The following is a 16,719-nucleotide window of genomic DNA, read 5'->3' on the forward strand; positions in this document are numbered from 1 at the left end:
CGTCCCGTCTCCCCCGTTCCTCTTCGCTTTACAGGTGCGGCAGGATCGCCGGCATCAGGTCCTGGAAGGTCCGGCCGTTGGCCGGGGTGCCCAGGGCCGTCATCTGCCAGCCGCCGCCCACGCGCGACACCTTCGCCATGATCTGCGCGGTGTACTGACCGCCGCCGTCGAGGGTGTAGCGGGCCAGTTCCTGGCCGTTGGTCTCGTCGACGATGCGGCAGAACGCGTTCTCCACCTCCTGGAACGTCTGGCCGGTGAAGGAGTTCACCGTGAAGACGATCTGGTCGATGTGCACCGGCACGCGCTGCAGGTCGACGAGGATGCACTCGTCGTCCCCGCCCTGGCCGGCGCCGCCGACGAGGTTGTCACCGGTGTGCCGGACCGAGCCGTCGTCGCTCTGCAGGTGCCGGAAGAAGACGACGTCCACCGGCTGCTTGTCGGCGAAGAGCACCGCCGAGGCATCCAGGTCGATCTCCCGGGTCCGCGAGCCGAAGAGCCCGCGGCGCTTCGCCGCCTGCCAGCCGAGGCCCATCCGGACCGCGGTCAGCGTCCCCCCGTCCGACTTCTGCAGGCTGATGGCCTGGCCCTTGGTCATGTTGACCGTCACGCGTCGTCCCCTCTCCCATAGCCCGCCCCATTGGACGGGCGCGCAGCATGTGCCTGCGGCTGTGACCCAACCCTACTGACAGGCTCCGGGTCAGGCGAGGCCCGCTTCCTTCATCTGCCGCAGCTCCTTCTTCAACTCGCCCACCTCGTCGCGGATCCGGGCCGCCACCTCGAACTGGAGCTCGGCTGCCGCTCCGCGCATGCGCTCGGTCATCTGCTCGATGAGCGCGGCCAGTTCGGCGGCCGGGCGGTCGGTGAGCACCTCTGCCGCCTTGTCGCCCTTGGCCCCCTTCGCACCCTTGCCGGCCTTGGCCGCCTGACCGGCCTTGCCGCCCAGGGCGGGCACCGGCGCCTTGAGGGCCTTGCCGTCCTTCGTCTGCCGGTAGCCCGTGCCGAGGAGCTCCTCGGTGTCGAGTTCCTCGCGGGCGATGGTGGCGACGATGTCGTTGATCTTCTTGCGCAGCGGCTGCGGGTCGATCCCGTTGGCCTTGTTGTAGGCGACCTGCTTCTCGCGGCGCCGGTTGGTCTCGTCGATGGCCTGCGCCATCGCCGGGGTGATGCTGTCCGCATACATGTGGACCTGGCCGGAGACGTTGCGCGCCGCGCGGCCGATGGTCTGGATGAGCGAGGTGCCGGAGCGCAGGAAGCCCTGCTTGTCGGCGTCGAGGATCGCCACGAGCGAGACCTCGGGCAGGTCGAGGCCCTCGCGCAGCAGGTTGATGCCGACGAGGACGTCGTACTCGCCGGACCGCAGCTCGCGCAGCAGCTCGATGCGGCGCAGCGTGTCCACGTCGCTGTGCAGGTAGCGGACCTGGATGCCGAGCTCCAGGAAGTAGTCGGTGAGGTCCTCGGCCATCTTCTTGGTGAGGGTGGTGACCAGGACGCGCTCGTCCTTCTCCACCCGCTGCCGGATCTCGTGCACCAGGTCGTCGATCTGGCCCTCGGTGGGCTTGACGACGACCTCGGGGTCGACGAGGCCGGTGGGGCGGATGATCTGCTCGACGAAGCCGTCGGAGCGGGAGAGCTCGTACTTGCCCGGCGTGGCCGACAGGTAGACGGTCTGGCCGACCCGCTCCAGGAACTCCTCCCACTTCAGCGGCCGGTTGTCGAGCGCGGACGGCAGCCGGAAGCCGTGGTCGACCAGGGTCCGCTTGCGCGAGGCGTCGCCCTCGTACATCGCCCCGATCTGCGGCACCGTGACGTGCGACTCGTCGATGACGAGGAGGAAGTCCTCGGGGAAGTAGTCGATGAGGGTGTTGGGGGCGGAGCCGGGCTCGCGGTCGTCCATGTGCAGCGAGTAGTTCTCGATGCCGGAGCAGGACCCGATCTGGCGCATCATCTCCAGGTCGTAGGTGGTGCGCATGCGCAGCCGCTGGGCCTCCAGCATCTTGCCCTGCTTCTCCAGCTCCGCGAGGCGCACGGCCAGCTCGGCCTCGATCCCGCGGATCGCCTTCTCCATGCGCTCGGGTCCCGCGACGTAGTGGCTGGCGGGGAAGACGTAGAGCTCACGGTCCTCGCTGATGACCTCGCCGGTCAGCGGGTGCAGGGTGGAGAGGGCCTCGATCTCGTCGCCGAACATCTCGATGCGGACGGCCAGTTCCTCGTAGACCGGGAAGATCTCGATGGTGTCGCCGCGCACCCGGAAGGTGCCGCGGGTGAAGGCCAGGTCGTTGCGCGTGTACTGGATGTCGACGAAGCGGCGCAGCAGCTGGTCCCGGTCGATCTCCTCGCCGACCTTGAGGGAGACCATCCGGTCGACGTACTCCTGTGGGGTACCCAGGCCGTAGATGCAGGAGACGGAGGCGACGACGATCACGTCCCGCCGGGTGAGCAGCGAGTTGGTCGCGGAGTGGCGCAGCCGCTCCACCTCCTCGTTGATCGAGGAGTCCTTCTCGATGTAGGTGTCGGACTGCGGTACGTACGCCTCGGGCTGGTAGTAGTCGTAGTACGAGACGAAGTACTCGACCGCGTTGTTCGGCAGGAGCTCGCGGAACTCGTTCGCCAGCTGGGCGGCGAGCGTCTTGTTCGGCGCCATCACCAGGGTGGGGCGCTGGAGCTTCTCGATCATCCAGGCGGTGGTCGCCGACTTTCCGGTGCCGGTCGCACCCAGCAGGACGACATCCTTCTCACCTGCACGGATGCGCTTCTCCAGCTCGGCGATGGCCGCGGGCTGGTCGCCGCTGGGCTGATAGGGGCTGACGACCTCGAAAGGCGCCACCGTGCGTTCGATCTTCGATACGGGCCGCATGAGTCAACCGTACGACCCGCCACTGACACGCACGTGCCCGCATGGGGGCGCGCCGTGCGCGGGCGGGGCGGGGGCCGGGCGGCCTCACCCGTTCTGGTCCGTTTGTCGTAGTTCGGTGGCGGCTCGGTGATCTTCAACCCCATGATCGCGGTGAAGGCCCGCCGTGAACCGCCGCCGACCACCGCGAAGTGCATCCCACAACGTCTGCCGCTCCGCACCCGTTTGACGCAGGAACAGGGCTCACGACCCGAGGAGAACGCACATGTACGTCCGACCCGCCGCCGCGACCGCCGCCGCATTCCTGGGTTTCACCCTCACCCTGCTGGGCGGTACGGCCTCGGCCGCCGCTCCCGGCCCGGGCACCGCCTCCCCCGCCGGCCCCGCGGCCCGCCGGGCGGACGTGGGGGAACCCGTCGTCTACGCCCACCGGGGGGCTTCGGCGTACGCCCCGGAGAACACCCTCGACTCGATCGACCTGGCGAGGCGGCTGGGCTTCGACTGGGTCGAGAACGACGTGCAGCGCACCAAGGACGGCGAGCTCGTGGTGATCCACGACGACACCCTCGCCCGCACCACCGACGTCGAACAGGTCTTCCCCGACCGCAAGCCCTGGAGGGTCAAGGACTTCACGGCGGCCGAGATCGCCCGGCTGGACGCGGGCAGCTGGTTCGGCGAGGAGTACGCGGGCGCCTTCGTGCCGACCCTGCGGGAGTACCTCGACCGGGTGCAGCGCAACCGGCAGCGGCTGCTGCTGGAGATCAAGAATCCGGGGCTCTACCCGGGGATCGAGGAGCAGACCCTGAAGGTGCTCGGCGAGGCGGGCTGGCTCGACGAGCGCCACGTGACGCAGCGCCTGGTGGTGCAGAGCTTCAGCGCCGACTCCGTACGCATCGTGCACGGGCTGCGCCCGGACCTGGTGACGGCCTTCCTGGGCACCCCGACGGTGGCGGACCTGCCCGCGTACGCCGAGTTCACCGACCGGATCAACCCGTGGCACACGACGATCTCGGCCGACTGGGTCGCCGCGGTGCACGGCCTGCAGGGGCCCCACGGCAAGGCGATGGAGGTGGACACCTGGACCGTCGACGACGCGGCGACCGCCCGCAAGGTGCAGGCGATGGGGGTGGACGGGATCATCACCAACACCCCGGACGTGGTCCGCGACGCGGTGGGCGGCTTCTGAGCGGTGCTGTCGGTGGGGGGCCGTACGGTGGAGGCGTGGACAGCACCGAGCGGCCCCGCGGGCCGCACCTCGAATGGACCGTCGTCGCCAGCGACATCGGCCCCCTCCTCCTGGCCGCGACCCCGGTGGGCCTGGTCCGCGTCGAGTTCCACGCCGCGCCGGAGCGGGTCGACGCCATGATCGGGTCGCTCGTCTCCCGGCTCGGCGCGGACGCCCGGCGGCCCGCGCCGGGCGAGGAGGTGCTGCTGGCCGAGGCGATACGCCAGCTGTCCGCGTACTTCGCCGGTTCGCTGCGGCGCTTCGAGCTGCCGCTGGACTGGCGCCTCAGCTCCGGCTTCAACCGGCAGGTGCTCCAGGAGCTGGACCGCTCCGTCCCGTACGGCGCGGTCGTCGGCTACGGCGAGCTGGCGGCCCGGGCGGGCCAGCCGGGGGCCGCCCAGGCGGTGGGCAACGCAATGGGGTCGAATCCGCTGCCGGTGGTCGTGCCGTGCCACCGGGTCGTGGAGAACGACGGGGGCATCGGCGGCTTCGGGGGCGGGGTGGAGACGAAGCGGCAGCTCCTCGCCCTGGAAGGCGTCCTGCCGCAGCCGCTCTTCTGACCGCGGCCCCCGCTCCGGCCGGTGCGCCGGGCACGGACGGGTCCCGCGTTCCGCCAGGCGCGCCCGCTGCGCCCGGCGCCCGCGCGGCTTTTCCGGTTCCGTTGGCGGGTAAGGGGTGGGAAACTGCGGCGGTGACTACTTCTGCCGCCGCACCCGGCTGGATACCGCCCTCCGTCCCGCCGTCTCGAGGGGGGTGCGCCGCGTGACCGCCTCCTCCGGCACGGACCGGTCCGCCGCACCGCTCCTGAGGACCGAGGCGGAGCTGGCCCGGCTCCAGCGGCGCACCTCCGGGGTGCTCATGGCCAGCCAGGTCCTCGGCGGCCTCGGCGTGCCCATCAGCATCGCCCTGGCCCCCGTACTGGCCACGCAGATCAGCGGCACCGAGGCGCTGTCCGGTTTCGCGTCCACCGCCGCGGTGATCGGCACCGCCCTGGTCTCGCTGCCGCTCGCCGCCCTGATGACCTCGCGGGGGCGGCGTCCCGGGCTGGTGCTGGGGTACGGCATCGGCGCGGTCGGCGCGGCGCTCGTCGTCCTCGCCGCCACGGTCAAGAGCTTCCCGCTGCTCATGGTCGGCATGGCCGCCTTCGGCGCCGCCTCCTCCGCCAACCTCGGAGCCCGGTTCGCCGCCGCCGACCTCGCCGCCCCGGACCACCGGGCGCGGGCGATCTCGGTCGTCGTGTGGGCCTCCACCCTCGGCGCGGTGCTCGGCCCCAACCTCTCCGCCCCCGCCAGCCGCAGCTTCGTCGGCACCTCCATACCCGAGACGGCGGGCCCCTTCGTGTGGGCCGGCGCCGTCTTCGTACTGACCGCCGCGCTGATAGCCGTACTCCTGCGGCCCGATCCGCTGCTGACGGCCCGGGCGCTGGCCTCACCGGAGGAGCAGTCCCGGGAGGGCCGCTCGCTGAGTGCCGGGTTCGCCGCGGTCAAGGCCTCCCCGCGGGCCCGGCTCGCGCTCGTCACCGTCGCGGTGTCGCACACCGTCATGGTCTCGATCATGGTGATGACCCCGGTGGACCTGGGCCACCACGGCGCCGGCCTGGAGCTCGTCGGGCTGGTGATCAGCGGCCACATCGCCGGCATGTTCGCCTTCTCGCCCCTCATGGGCTGGCTCGCGGACCGCCTCGGCCGGCTCTCCGTGATCGGCCTGGCGGCCGGGCTGCTCTCGACCGCCGCACTGCTCGCCGGTACCGCCGGGGCGAGCCACGCCCAGAGCGCACTCGGCCTCTTCCTCCTCGGCCTCGGCTGGTCCGCCGGCATGGTGTCCGGCTCGGCGCTGCTGACCGACTCGGTCCCGCAGCCCGCGCGGGCCGCCGTACAGGGCCTGAGCGACCTCACGATGAACGCCTCCGCGGGCGTGGGCGGCGCGGCCGCCGGCCTGGTCATGTCCCAGGCGGGCTACGGCTGGCTGAATGCCATCGGGGCCGCGCTGCTGCTTCCGCTGGCGGCGCTCGCCCTGTTCACCGCGCGCCGACACCCCGTTCCCGCCAAGGGCGGTCAGTAACTGATGTGGTAGGCCTTTCGGAGCGTCTCGTGCACGGTCCAGGTGGTCTTGTCGCCCTCCCGCAGGACGCAGGCGGAACCGGGGCCCACCTCCAGGGTCGCGCCGCCCTCGACCTCGATGGTGGCGCGGCCGCTGACCACCACGAACAGCTCGTTGGCCTCGACGTCGGTGACCACGCCGGGGGTGATCTGCCAGATCCCGCGCAGCTGCTTGCCGTCCGGCGACTCCCAGAGCACCTTGCCCGTCACGACGGGGTCCCCGGAGACGATCTGGTCGGGGTCGAGGTCATCGGCCTCGAGTTCGGCGTCCGGTACGTCGGGGACGGAGACGGCGAAGGAGGCGGGGGCTGCGGAGTGATCACTGGTGCTCATGGCGCGCCAGCGTAGTCCGGTCCACCGGCGTGACACGGTGAGCGGAGCGTCCAGGAACGGCCCGGCCGACGAGTCACCCTGTCCAGTGGGGATGCTGTTCGGACAGGTTCGGGCGGGAGTGGCGGGCGGGCGTTTGGGGGCGCCGATCGTGTGCCATGGATGGGGACATGTCACAGCACACAGCGGTTGAGCTCCCGGTCCTGTCCGAAGAGGTACGTGAGGCACTCGCCCGGCGCCGGCCCGTGGTGGCCCTGGAGTCGACGATCCTCGCGCACGGCCTGCCCCGCCCCCGCAATCTGGCGGTGGGCCTGGAACTGGAGGCCCTGGTCAGATCGGAGGGCGCCGTTCCGGCAACGATCGCGGTCCTGGACGGCGTGGCGCACGCGGGCCTGGACAAGGCGCAGTTGGAGCGGATCGCGGGCGCGGACGGGGACGCGGACGGGGTCCGCAAGCTCGGTCACCGGGATCTGGCGCCGGCCCTGGCGGCGGGCGCGACCGGCGCGACCACGGTGTCCGCCACGGCCTTCCTGGCCGCCCGGGCGGGCCTGCGGGTCTTCGCCACGGGCGGGCTGGGGGGCGTGCACCGCGAGTGGGCGCAGACGCAGGACGAGTCCGCGGACCTGTCGTTGCTGGCGCGGACGCGGATCACCGTGGTGTGCGCGGGCGTGAAGTCGATCCTGGACGTGCCGGCCACGTTGCAGCGGCTGGAGACGCTGGGGGTGGGGGTGCTCGGATACGGCACGGACCGCTTCCCCGGCTTCTACCTGGCCGATTCGGGCGAGCCGGTGGACTGGACCGTGGACCGGCCGGAGGAGGTGGCGGCGGTGATGGCCGCCCAGGACGCACTCGGCGGTCCGGAGTCGGCGCTGCTGGTGGCCAATCCGGTGGCGGAGGCGGAGCAGCTGGATCCGGGGCTGCACGACCGGGTCCTGGCGGAGGCGCTCGCCGAGTGCCGAGCGCAGGGGATCACGGGGCAGGCGGTGACGCCCTTCCTGCTGGGGTATCTGGTCCGGGCGACGGACGGGGCCTCGCTGGAGGCGAACCTGGCGGCGGTACGGGGCAACGTGCGGCTCGGCGCCAGGATCGCGGGGGCCTGGGCGGCACGGGCGTGACCGGGGCGCTGCTGGTCGTCGGGGATGTGGTGACGGACGTGGTCGCGGTGCATCCGGAGCCACTGGCTCCGGCCACCGACACGGCCGCCCGCATCCGGACCCTGCCCGGCGGCGCCGGGGCCAACGCGGCCTGCTGGGCGGCCCGGACGGGGGCCGCGGAGGTCCGGCTGCTCGCCCGGGTGGGCGCGGACTCGGCGCGCTGGCACGAGGAGGCGCTGCTCGCGGCGGGCGTGCGGCCGCGGCTGGTGGTCGACCCGGACGAGCCGACCGGGACGGTGGTCGCGCTGGTCGCCAAGGACGCGGAGCGGACCTTCCTGACCGACAGCGGGGCCGCGCTGCGGCTCTGCCCCGCCGACTGGACCCCCTCCCTGCTGGACGGGGCGGCCCACCTGCACCTGTCCGGCTACCTGTTCTTCGCCGACAGCAGCCGGGAGCTTGCGCTGGTCGCGCTGCGGGACGCCCGGGCGCGGGGGGTGCCGGTGAGCGTGGACCCCGCGTCGGCCGGGTTCCTGGCCGCGCTGGGGCCGCGGCGGTTCCTCGACGCGGTGGCGGGGGTCGACGTACTGCTGCCCAACGAGGACGAGGCCCGGCTGCTGGCCGGGCTGCCGGAACCGGTGGGGGTGGCCCGGGCGGCGGTGGAGCTGAGCCGGCGGGTACCGCTGGTGGTGGTGACCCGGGGATCGGCGGGAGCACTGGTCGCCGAGCGGGGCCGGATCACCGCCGAGGTCCCGGCGGAGCCGGCCGGGGCGCTGGACACCACGGGCGCCGGGGACGCGTTCACCGGCGGCTTCCTGTCGGCCCGGCTCGCGGGCGCGACCCCGGCGGACGCGGCCCGGGCGGGGTGCCGGGCGGCCGCGCAGGCGGTCACCCGGCTGGGCGGCCGTCCGTAGCGGCGGTCGGCCCCCTACGGCGTGTACTCCTCCTGGCCGAGGGTGTCGATGATGCCCCGGTGGTTCGCGTTGTAGTGGAACACCAGGCCCCTGTTCGGGTGGGATTCCAGCCACGACGTGAGCTCGTGCAGGGTGATCGGCTTGCTCACGGTCGTGGACAGGATCGGGCTGAGGGCGGTGATCTTCGCATCCTCGGCGATCGGGATGAACGTTTCCTCGCCGACGGTCACGAAGGGGGTCCTGCCGTCCGTGACGGCGCAGCCCCAGTTCCCGTGCTTGACGATCAGGGCGGCGGACCCGCCCTCGGGGGTCCAGCGGTAGACGGCGATCTCGTCGTCCGCGACGGGTGGCCTGCTGCAGGTGGGGCGGGAGCGGGGGCGGGCGGCTTCGGCTTGCCGGTCGGGGCGGCGGTCGAGGCCGGCGTCGGCTTCTTGGCGGGGCCCGCGGAGGCGGACGGCGTCGGCCCGCCGGTGGTGGCGGTGGTGGCGGTGGCCGTGGCCGTGGCCGTGGCCGACGGGTTCGCCGGGCTCGCCGTGCCCGTGCCGGGGGTCGTGCCCGCGGCTCCCGCGTCACCGGCACCGTCGTCGCCGTTGCACGCCGTGAGGACCAGGGCCCCGCACAGCACGAGCACGGCGCACGCCTGCCGCCGCAGCCGTGCCGGACCCGCAACCGGCCTGCCGCGTCCGTCCATTGCCGTCCCCCCCTCTGCCAAGGCACCACCGGGTGGCCGCCGTCGAAGTCCTCCGTCAACGTAGCGCGCGGTTCCGGCCGGGACGATGGCCGGATCCGGTTCGTCGCCGGGCGCGGATGCCCCCGTTACGGACCCCGGACCTCCGGGACGGGGCGGGGACGGGGGCGGGGTCAGTCGGCGGGGGTCAGCCGGCGGAGGGGCGCAGGCCGGTCCAGGCTGGATGGCGGGGGTCGTCGGCCCGGACCACCGCGTCGGCCCCTGCCGCGGGGTCGGTCTCGGCCTCGTAGCGGGCGAACGCGGGCAGCGTCCAGCGGGCCCGCTCCTCGGTGCGGCGGGCGAGCGCGCCCGCCGACAGCCGGATGTGGACGCTGAGGTCGAAGGGGAACCAGTGCCCCAGCAGCAGCGGCCCGTGCACGATCAGCACGCCGCCGGGCGGGAGTTCGACGTACGGGCTGCGGGTCGCCCGGTCCGTCACCGGGTCCCAGAGGTCGGGCAGCACCCGCCCGGTGCCTCCGGGGTCCGTCGGGCCGAACACCTCCCGCCAGAGCGCGGCCGTGTCGTACCAGCCGCCGAGGTACGAGTCCACGTCCTCGCGCCCGAACTCGAAGCGCAGGGAGGCCGGCCGCAGGAACCCCTCGGCCGCCACCACCAGCGCGGGCCGGCTGCGCAGGCGCAGCGCCTCCTGGAGGTGTCCCGCGAGCACACCGGTGTCGGCGGCGGGCGCCCCGTCGATGCCGACTCGCCGCCAACTCCCCTGCTCGGGGGTGTCGTCGAGATGACCGGCGAGCCGCTCGGCCATCCGCTGCCAGGTGATCGCTTCGAACTGCACCGGTCCATTGTCAACGGCAGCAGGACGCCCCGCTGACTCCCGGCGGGGGCGGGGTGGATATGGCGAAGGGGGTGCCCACCGGGAGTGCGGGGGTGATGCGGAGGACGACCGGTTCGGCGCCGAGGTTGTGGCCGAGGTGGATGTGGTCGATGCCGGCCGGTTCCACGAAGGAGGTCCCTGCCGGGTGCACCTCGACCGTGCCGTCGTGCAGGACCCGGGTCAGGGTTCCCTCCAGCACCACGGCGTCCAGCGGGACCCGGTGGAAGTGCCAGCCGGTGCAGCCGCCCGGCGGTATGACGACCTCCCGGGCCGGCGCCGCCGGCTTCGGCCTGCTCTTCGACCGCGGCTTCGGAAGCGGCTTCGGTCTGGGTCTCGGGCGGGGTTGTGCGGCCCTCACCTGCAGTGCGCGCATGCACCCCTCCTCAGTGGACCGCTGGTGGACCACCGAATCACGGTAGAAGCGCTGCCCGGAGACGAGAAGGAATTGCGGAAACATCAACCGCCGTTTCCTGTCAGGTGATATGAGGGCCCTGCGGCGGTATCACACCTGTATGAGCCTGGTGGTGTTCGAGTCCGCGAAGCAGATCCACTGTGCGGAGTGCCGGCAGGGCCCGCTGCGGCACCTCGTCCGGGAGGCCGGGGTACCGCGCTGCCTGGACTGCGCGGATCTCGGGCACCTCGTCTACCTGCCGCGCGGGGACGCCGCGCTCACCCGCCGCTCCCGCGAGGCCAGTTCGCTCTCGGCGGTCGTCGTCCGCTTCAACAAGCGCCGCCGCCGCTACGAGCGCCAGGGCCTGTACGTCGAGGACGCCGCGCTGGCGCGCGCGGAACGCGCCTGCTTCGCGGACTCCGAGGCGCGGGCCCGGCGCAGGGAGCGCGACCGGGTGCGGCGTACGGCCGAGGACACCCGGTTCACGGCGGCCTTCGCCGCCGAGATAGTGCGGCTGTTCCCCGGCTGCCCGGCCGACCGGGCCGTGGCGATCGCCGCGCACGCCTCGCTGCGCGGCAGCGGCCGGGTGGGCCGCACTGCGGCCGGCCGGGCGCTCGACGAACTCGCGGTCACCGTCGCGGTACGGGCGGCCGTGCGGCACACGGACACCGAGTACGACGCCCTGCTGATGGCGGGCGTACCCCGGTTCGCGGCCCGGGCCCGGCTGGCCGCGCAGATCGACGCCGTCCTGGACGGGTGGCGCACTCGCCCTAGTTGAGGCGGAAGCGGCGGTAGAGGAGGACGCCGCCGAGGAGCAGGGCGCCGCCGCCGGGCAGGAGGTAGCCGACCCCCTCGGAGCCGGTGTGGGCGAGCGCTCCGGTGTGCCGGGTCTGCTGGGGCGTCTGGGGCTTCTGGGGCTGCTGCGGGGGTACCGGGGGCTTCGGCGGGGTCACGGGCTGCCCGGTCGCGGGCGGCTGGGTCGGCTCGGCTCCACCGGGAGTCCCGCCGTTGACGGAGGTGTTGCCGTGGACGGGGTTGCCGATGCCCACGACGTTCACGGAGTTGCCGCTGACGTTCAGCGGGAGGTCGACCGGAAGCTGGAGGCCGTTGCCCGACAGCACGCCGGGCGAATCCGTTGCGCGCCCATCGGCCGAGGCACCCCCGTCGGCCCCGGCCCCGGGTTTCGCCGGGTGCGAGGGCCGCGGGTCAGGATTCCCTCCACCGCCCCCGGGTGCGCCGTTGGAACAGGTGTTGCCGGCCGCCGGGTTGAGTACGCCGACCACGCTCACGGTGTTCCCGCACACGTTCACCGGGACGTGGACGGGCAGCTGTACCAGATTCCCGGACAGCAGTCCCGGCGAGCGTTCGGCCCGGCCGTCCGCATCCGCATCGGCGTGGGCGAAGCCTCCCACGCCCGCGACCGCCAGCCCGCCTCCCGCGACCACCGCCGCGATCAAGCCCTTCCGACGACTGTGACGCATCAGTTTCCCTGCCTTCCGGAGGAGTTCGCGGGCGCTGCACCCACACCGGAAACAACGCTTCGAACCCATACGGGTTATAGAGCCGGTAGGCATTTCACTCCATCGTGTACTGGGTAGTGCCTACTTCATGACCGAACGCCCCGTGCTCCTCCTCGATGTGGACGGACCCCTCAACCCGTTCCGCTCGCTCAGCGCCGGCCTGCGCGGCTACACCAGCCACCGGATGCGCCCGGACGTCTGGCTGGCCTACCGCGACCCGGACTCCCGCAAGGCCCGCCGCGGCGCACGCGTCCGCCTCCACCCCTCCCACGGGCCCCGGTTGCTGGCCCTGCCCTTCGAACTCACCTGGGCCACAGCCTGGACGCACCAGGCCAACACCCTGATCGCCCCGCACATCGGACTGCCCGGTGATCTGCCCGTGGTCGAGTGGCCGGAGCTCTTCGCGGACGACCCGGACGGCCTCTCCTGGAAGACCCGGGCCCTCGTCGACTGGGCGGGCGGGCGCCCGTTCGCCTGGGTCGACGACATGATCACGCCCCGCGACCGCGAGTGGGTCGCCGCCCACCACCCGGCCCCGGCCCTGCTCCTGCGCATCCACCCCCGGCACGGCCTGCGCGACCGCGACTTCACCACCCTGACCCGCTGGGCGGCGGGGCTCAGCGCAGCAGAGCGGTGACCGGGTCCGGGGACGGCGGGCCCATCGGCCACCAGTCCTCGCCCACGAGACGGGACTCGTAGGGGTACCAGAGGGCGTCGCGGCCGAGGCGGAGCTGGCGGTCGTCGCGGGTGAGGCGGTTGCGCTCGGGGCGGAAGGAGCCCTGGTCCGCGGCGAGGAGGGCGGGGCGGGCCCGGTCGAAGGGACCGGCTGGGGGGTCCCAGGGCTCTTCGAGGACGGCGAGGGCGGGGAGGCCGCCCTGCCGCCAGGCCGCGGCGGCCCGTGCGAGGTCGGTGGTGGTCCGGCCGGTGGCGCGGGCCAGGTCCCGGTAGAGGGTGCGGGCAGCGCCCGTGAGGCCGGCCGTGGGGTGCACGGAGGCCAGGCGGACGGCGTCCTGCCAGAGGGTGAGCCCGGCGACCGGGTCCTCTCCGGTGGTGAGCAGGGCCAGGGCGCGGGCGGCCGCGTCCGAGGCGAGCTGGTCCAGGGCGAGGGGGTCCGGGCCGCCCGGCTCGGCCGGGTAGGCGGGCGGCAGCCCCACGGCGGCGGGCGCGGCGAGCGGCGCGGGCAGCGGGGGCAGGCCGGTGCGCGCGAGCGCCGCCCGGGCCTCGACCCCGGGGAAGTCGGGGGCGGCATCGGGCTGTTCCCGCGCGGCGTGGGCGGCGCTGCGGCGGCCGAGCTCGTCGAGCAGCTCCCGCTCGCCCCGGCCGCGCAGGAGCAGCAGTACGAACGGGTCCGCGTCCAGGAGGCGGGCCGCCCGGTAGCAGAGGGCGGCCGCGTGCTTGCACGGCGGACGTCCGAAGTCCGGGCAGGAGCAGTGCGGGACGAGCTCGCCCGCGCCGGGCAGGACGGAGTCCGCGAGCGACTGCGGCACCTCCCGCTCGAGCAGGGCGGCGAGCGCCGCCGGGTCGGCCGCGACGGCCTCCAGGAGCTCCCTCCACTCGGCGTCCTCGAAGGCGGGCAGGGACAGCTCGGTGCGGTACGGGCGGGCCCTGCTCCCCCGGACGTACGCCACGATCCTGCCGGGGGTGACGGTGACCGCGTCGACATGGCCTTCCGCCGCGTACGCACGGCCCCGGGCCAGGCGGGCCCCGTCGGAGGAGGCCCCTTCGAGGGCGGACACCCAGGCCTTCCCCCACCAGCTGACGGCTTCCACCCCGGCGGGCACGGTCTCGAAGGTGCGACGGCGGTCGTCGCGCGCGGTGATCATTCCGGCCTCCGCAGGGACACGAGGTCGGCCAGCTCGCGGTCGGTCAGCTCGGTCAGCGCCGCCTCGCCGGAACCGAGGACGGCCTCGGCCAGCGCCCGCTTCGCCTCCAGCATCTCCGCGATCCGGTCCTCGACGGTGCCCTCGGCGATGATCCGGTGGACCTGCACCGGCTGGGTCTGGCCGATCCGGTAGGCCCGGTCGGTGGCCTGCTCCTCGACGGCCGGGTTCCACCAGCGGTCGAAGTGGATGACGTGCCCGGCGCGGGTGAGGTTCAGCCCGGTGCCCGCCGCCTTCAGGGACAGCAGGAAGACGGGGACCCCGCCCGCCTGGAACCGGTCCACCAGCTCCTCGCGGCGTGCCACCGGGGTACCCCCGTGCAGCAGTTGGTGCGCGATGCCCCGGGCCGTCAGGTGCCGCTCGATGAGCCGGGCCATCGTCACGTACTGGGTGAACACCAGCACCGACCCGCCCTCGGCCAGGATCGTGTCCAGCAGTTCGTCCAGCAGGGCGAGCTTCCCCGAGCGGTGCGGTATCCGGGGCTGTTCCTCCCTCAGGTACTGCGCGGGGTGGTTGCAGATCTGCTTGAGCGAGGCCAGCAACTTCATGATCATGCCGCGGCGTTCCATGCCTTCGCTCGCCCCGATCACGGCCATCGCCTCATCCACCGCCGCCCGGTACAGCGAGACCTGCTCGCGGGTGAGGGAGACGGGATGGTCGGTCTCCGTCTTCGGCGGCAGCTCGGGGGCGATGCCCGGATCGGACTTCTTGCGGCGCAGCAGGAAGGGACGGACCAGCGCCGCGAGCCGGGCGACCGCCGCCTCGTTGCCGCCGTCCTCCTCCTGCTGGTGCTCCACCGGGCGGGCGTGGCGGGCCCGGAACGTGGTGAGCGGACCGAGCAGCCCCGGCGTCGTCCAGTCGAGCAGCGCCCACAGCTCGGACAGGTTGTTCTCCACCGGGGTGCCGGTCAGCGCCACCCGGGCCGGTGCCGGGACGGTGCGCAGCGCCTTCGCCGTCGCCGAATGCGGGTTCTTGACGTGCTGGGCCTCATCGGCGACGACCATGCCCCAGCGCTGCTCCGCCAGCAGCGGTGCACTGGCGCGCATCGTCCCGTACGTGGTGAGCACGAACCCGCCCTCGGGCGCGGTCAGATCGTCGAGGCTGCGACCGCCGCCGTGGAAACGGCGCACGGGCGTGCCGGGGGCGAACTTCTCGATCTCCCGCTGCCAGTTGCCGAGCAGCGAGGCCGGGCACACCACGAGCGTCGGCTCGGGGCGGTCCCGGTGCAGGTGCAGCGCGATCAGGGTGACGGTCTTGCCCAGGCCCATGTCGTCGGCGAGGCAGCCGCCCAGGCCCAGCGAGGTCATCAGGTCCAGCCAGGCCAGGCCGCGCGCCTGGTAGTCGCGCAGGGTCGCCTTGAGCGCGGCGGGCTGCGGCAGCGGGGCCGGCTCCCCCGTCAGCCGGTCCCGCAGGGCGGCCAGCGCCCCCACCGGGACGGCCTCCACCGGCTCCCCGTCGACCTGGGCCGTCCCCGTCAGCACGGTGGCCAGCGCGTCCACCGGGTCGAGCAGGCCGAGCTGCCGTTTGCGCGCCTTGCGCACCAGCTCCGGATCGACCCGCACCCACTGGTCGCGCAGCCGGACGACCGGCCGGTGCGCCTCGGCGAGGGCGTCCATCTCACCCGGGGTCAGCCGGTCGCCGCCCAGCGCCAGTTCCCAGGAGAAGTCGAAGAGCTGGTCGGCGTCGAAGAAGGCGGTGCCGTCGGTCGCGGATCCGGGCGCGGTGGACCGTACGACGGCGGTCGCGGACAGCGTACGAGCCAGCTCGCGCGGCCAGTGGACCAGGACCCCGGCGCCCGCCAGCCGGCTCGCGGCCACCCCCAGCAGGTCTTCGAGCTCCGGATCGGACAGGGCGAGGGCATCGGGAACGGGCTGGTCCAGCAGGCGCAGCAGCGGCGGCCACACCCGGGCGGCCCGGCGCAGCGCGAGCACGGCGTCGATCCGGGCGCGCGGCCCGAACCCGGCGGCCGCGGTGCCCGCCCACAGCTGTGCGGCATCGGTGACCAGGGTCGGATCGGCGAGGCTGTGCACCTGCACGACGGCCGCTCCGGCACGGCGGGTGCCCTCCTCCGCCGCCTCGTCGAAGAGGGCGAAGGAGGACAGGTCGAGCCGGAGCGAGATCCCGACGCCGGTGTCGGCCCCGGCCGCGACCTGCGCGGCCCATTCCTCCATCCCGGCCACCTGCTGCGGCTCCCGGGCGGCGAACGGCCGGCCGGCGGCGACGGCGGCCGCCGGGGTGCGGGGCAGGCTGTCGGCGACGGCGTCGAGGAAGGCGCGGACCAGCGCCTCCGGCTCGGGCAGCCGGAGCGGGCGGCGCCCGGCCAGCGGCGTGGCGTACCCCTCGTGCGGCAGCGCGGCGGCGACCGCGCGGAGGTGGCCGACATCGGCGGCGTCCAGCGGCCCGGCACGCCACGCGTCGAAGCCTCCGGGGGTGAGACCGGGCAGCAGACGGCCGCGCGCCGCCAGCGAAAGGGCCTGCACGGCGGCGGTGCCCCAGGCGCGCGTGGCGGGATGCGCGACCGGGCTCCTGGGGGCGTGCGCCAGCAGCGGCAGGGCGGAGGCCACGGAGAAGCCCACCGCGGGCACCGTCCGGCTGCGGACGCCGTCACCGTGCGGACGCACGACGGTGAGCGGGACCGGTGTGCCCACGGCGGGCAGGGGGTCGCCGTCGGGCGCCCAGAAGACGACCCGGCCCTCGCGGGGGACGGCGGCGGGCAGGAAGACGGCGGCGTGGCGCAACAGCGCCCGCTCGGATGCCTGCGGCGTCACGCTCTCCCCCTCCCCGGTCGGTGTGCCGATGTGTGGACCCTCTGCCGACGAGTCTAGGCGCGGCCTCTGACAACCCCCTCTGACCTGCGGT

The 16,719-nt window shown here is 73.9% G+C and carries 16 protein-coding genes; 7 read left to right on the forward strand and 9 right to left on the reverse strand.

All coding sequences use genetic code 11. From position 1 onward, the window contains the following. Positions 1-28 precede the first annotated feature (28 nt). Positions 29-607, reverse strand: a complete 579-nt coding sequence (locus tag ACIGFK_RS09420; RefSeq protein WP_376658765.1) for a TerD family protein — start codon at positions 605-607, stop codon at positions 29-31. Between the two features lie 90 nt (positions 608-697). Continuing rightward, positions 698-2,854, reverse strand: coding sequence for an excinuclease ABC subunit UvrB (gene uvrB, locus ACIGFK_RS09425; RefSeq protein WP_386465258.1), 2,157 nt, complete (start codon positions 2,852-2,854; stop codon positions 698-700). A gap of 262 nt (positions 2,855-3,116) precedes the next feature. On the opposite strand from uvrB, the gene ACIGFK_RS09430 reads away from it, so the two are divergent. The 3 genes from ACIGFK_RS09430 (at position 3,117) to ACIGFK_RS09440 (ending at position 6,137) form a co-directional block, all read left to right on the forward strand. Further along, complete coding sequence (locus tag ACIGFK_RS09430) at positions 3,117-4,037, forward strand: glycerophosphodiester phosphodiesterase (protein ID WP_376658763.1); 921 nt, start codon at positions 3,117-3,119, stop codon at positions 4,035-4,037. A gap of 35 nt (positions 4,038-4,072) precedes the next feature. Further along, complete coding sequence (locus ACIGFK_RS09435) at positions 4,073-4,636, forward strand: methylated-DNA--[protein]-cysteine S-methyltransferase (protein WP_376658762.1); 564 nt, start codon at positions 4,073-4,075, stop codon at positions 4,634-4,636. 298 nt (positions 4,637-4,934) lie between these two features. Beyond that, positions 4,935-6,137 (forward strand): MFS transporter, encoded by a 1,203-nt coding sequence (locus ACIGFK_RS09440; protein ID WP_376658771.1) that lies wholly within the window; start codon positions 4,935-4,937, stop codon positions 6,135-6,137. Here ACIGFK_RS09440 and ACIGFK_RS09445 read toward each other — a convergent pair. Next, the gene (locus ACIGFK_RS09445) at positions 6,131-6,508 is read right to left on the reverse strand and encodes a cupin domain-containing protein (protein WP_376658761.1); all 378 of its coding nucleotides are present in this window, start codon (positions 6,506-6,508) and stop codon (positions 6,131-6,133) included. The genes ACIGFK_RS09440 and ACIGFK_RS09445 overlap by 7 nt on opposite strands. A 167-nt stretch (positions 6,509-6,675) precedes the next feature. On the opposite strand from ACIGFK_RS09445, the gene ACIGFK_RS09450 reads away from it, so the two are divergent. Together ACIGFK_RS09450 and ACIGFK_RS09455 are read left to right on the forward strand one after the other, a co-directional pair. Then, a complete protein-coding gene (locus ACIGFK_RS09450; protein WP_376658760.1) occupies positions 6,676-7,620 on the forward strand; it encodes a pseudouridine-5'-phosphate glycosidase in 945 nt (314 codons plus the stop codon). Then, positions 7,617-8,510 (forward strand): carbohydrate kinase family protein, encoded by an 894-nt coding sequence (locus ACIGFK_RS09455; protein ID WP_376658759.1) that lies wholly within the window; start codon positions 7,617-7,619, stop codon positions 8,508-8,510. Before ACIGFK_RS09450 ends, ACIGFK_RS09455 begins: the two co-directional genes overlap by 4 nt. Before the next feature lie 14 nt (positions 8,511-8,524). On the opposite strand, the gene ACIGFK_RS09460 is transcribed toward ACIGFK_RS09455, so the two are convergent. The 3 genes from ACIGFK_RS09460 to ACIGFK_RS09470 all read right to left on the reverse strand — a co-directional run bounded on the left by ACIGFK_RS09460 (position 8,525) and on the right by ACIGFK_RS09470 (position 10,442). After that, positions 8,525-8,740 (reverse strand): hypothetical protein, encoded by a 216-nt coding sequence (locus ACIGFK_RS09460; protein ID WP_400051112.1) that lies wholly within the window; start codon positions 8,738-8,740, stop codon positions 8,525-8,527. A 645-nt stretch (positions 8,741-9,385) separates the two neighbouring features. Beyond that, entirely contained in the window at positions 9,386-10,030 is a 645-nt protein-coding gene (locus ACIGFK_RS09465; RefSeq protein WP_376658757.1) for a uridine kinase, read from the reverse strand. 10 nt (positions 10,031-10,040) lie between these two features. Further along, positions 10,041-10,442, reverse strand: a complete 402-nt coding sequence (locus ACIGFK_RS09470) for a cupin domain-containing protein (protein WP_400051114.1) — start codon at positions 10,440-10,442, stop codon at positions 10,041-10,043. Between the two features lie 139 nt (positions 10,443-10,581). Here ACIGFK_RS09470 and ACIGFK_RS09475 point away from each other — a divergent pair, with 139 nt between their 5' ends. Continuing rightward, the gene (locus ACIGFK_RS09475; protein WP_376658755.1) at positions 10,582-11,238 is read left to right on the forward strand and encodes a DUF2293 domain-containing protein; all 657 of its coding nucleotides are present in this window, start codon (positions 10,582-10,584) and stop codon (positions 11,236-11,238) included. Here the strand turns inward: ACIGFK_RS09475 and ACIGFK_RS09480 are convergent. Continuing rightward, a complete protein-coding gene (locus ACIGFK_RS09480) occupies positions 11,231-11,941 on the reverse strand; it encodes a chaplin (RefSeq protein WP_400051116.1) in 711 nt (236 codons plus the stop codon). The two genes, ACIGFK_RS09475 and ACIGFK_RS09480, sit on opposite strands and share 8 nt — an antisense overlap. Before the next feature lie 127 nt (positions 11,942-12,068). Here ACIGFK_RS09480 and ACIGFK_RS09485 point away from each other — a divergent pair, with 127 nt between their 5' ends. Further along, complete coding sequence (locus ACIGFK_RS09485) at positions 12,069-12,617, forward strand: hypothetical protein (RefSeq protein WP_376658753.1); 549 nt, start codon at positions 12,069-12,071, stop codon at positions 12,615-12,617. On the opposite strand, the gene ACIGFK_RS09490 is transcribed toward ACIGFK_RS09485, so the two are convergent. Both ACIGFK_RS09490 and ACIGFK_RS09495 read right to left on the reverse strand, forming a co-directional pair. Then, the gene (locus ACIGFK_RS09490; RefSeq protein WP_400051118.1) at positions 12,598-13,803 is read right to left on the reverse strand and encodes an SWIM zinc finger family protein; all 1,206 of its coding nucleotides are present in this window, start codon (positions 13,801-13,803) and stop codon (positions 12,598-12,600) included. The genes ACIGFK_RS09485 and ACIGFK_RS09490 overlap by 20 nt on opposite strands. After that, a complete protein-coding gene (locus ACIGFK_RS09495) occupies positions 13,800-16,628 on the reverse strand; it encodes an SNF2-related protein (RefSeq protein ID WP_400051120.1) in 2,829 nt (942 codons plus the stop codon). The genes ACIGFK_RS09490 and ACIGFK_RS09495 overlap by 4 nt, the downstream gene beginning before the upstream one ends. Positions 16,629-16,719: the final 91 nt, after the last annotated feature.

Source organism: Streptomyces sp. NPDC085524 (assembly GCF_044541755.1).
In the GTDB taxonomy this organism is placed as follows: Bacteria; Actinomycetota; Actinomycetes; order Streptomycetales; family Streptomycetaceae; genus Streptomyces.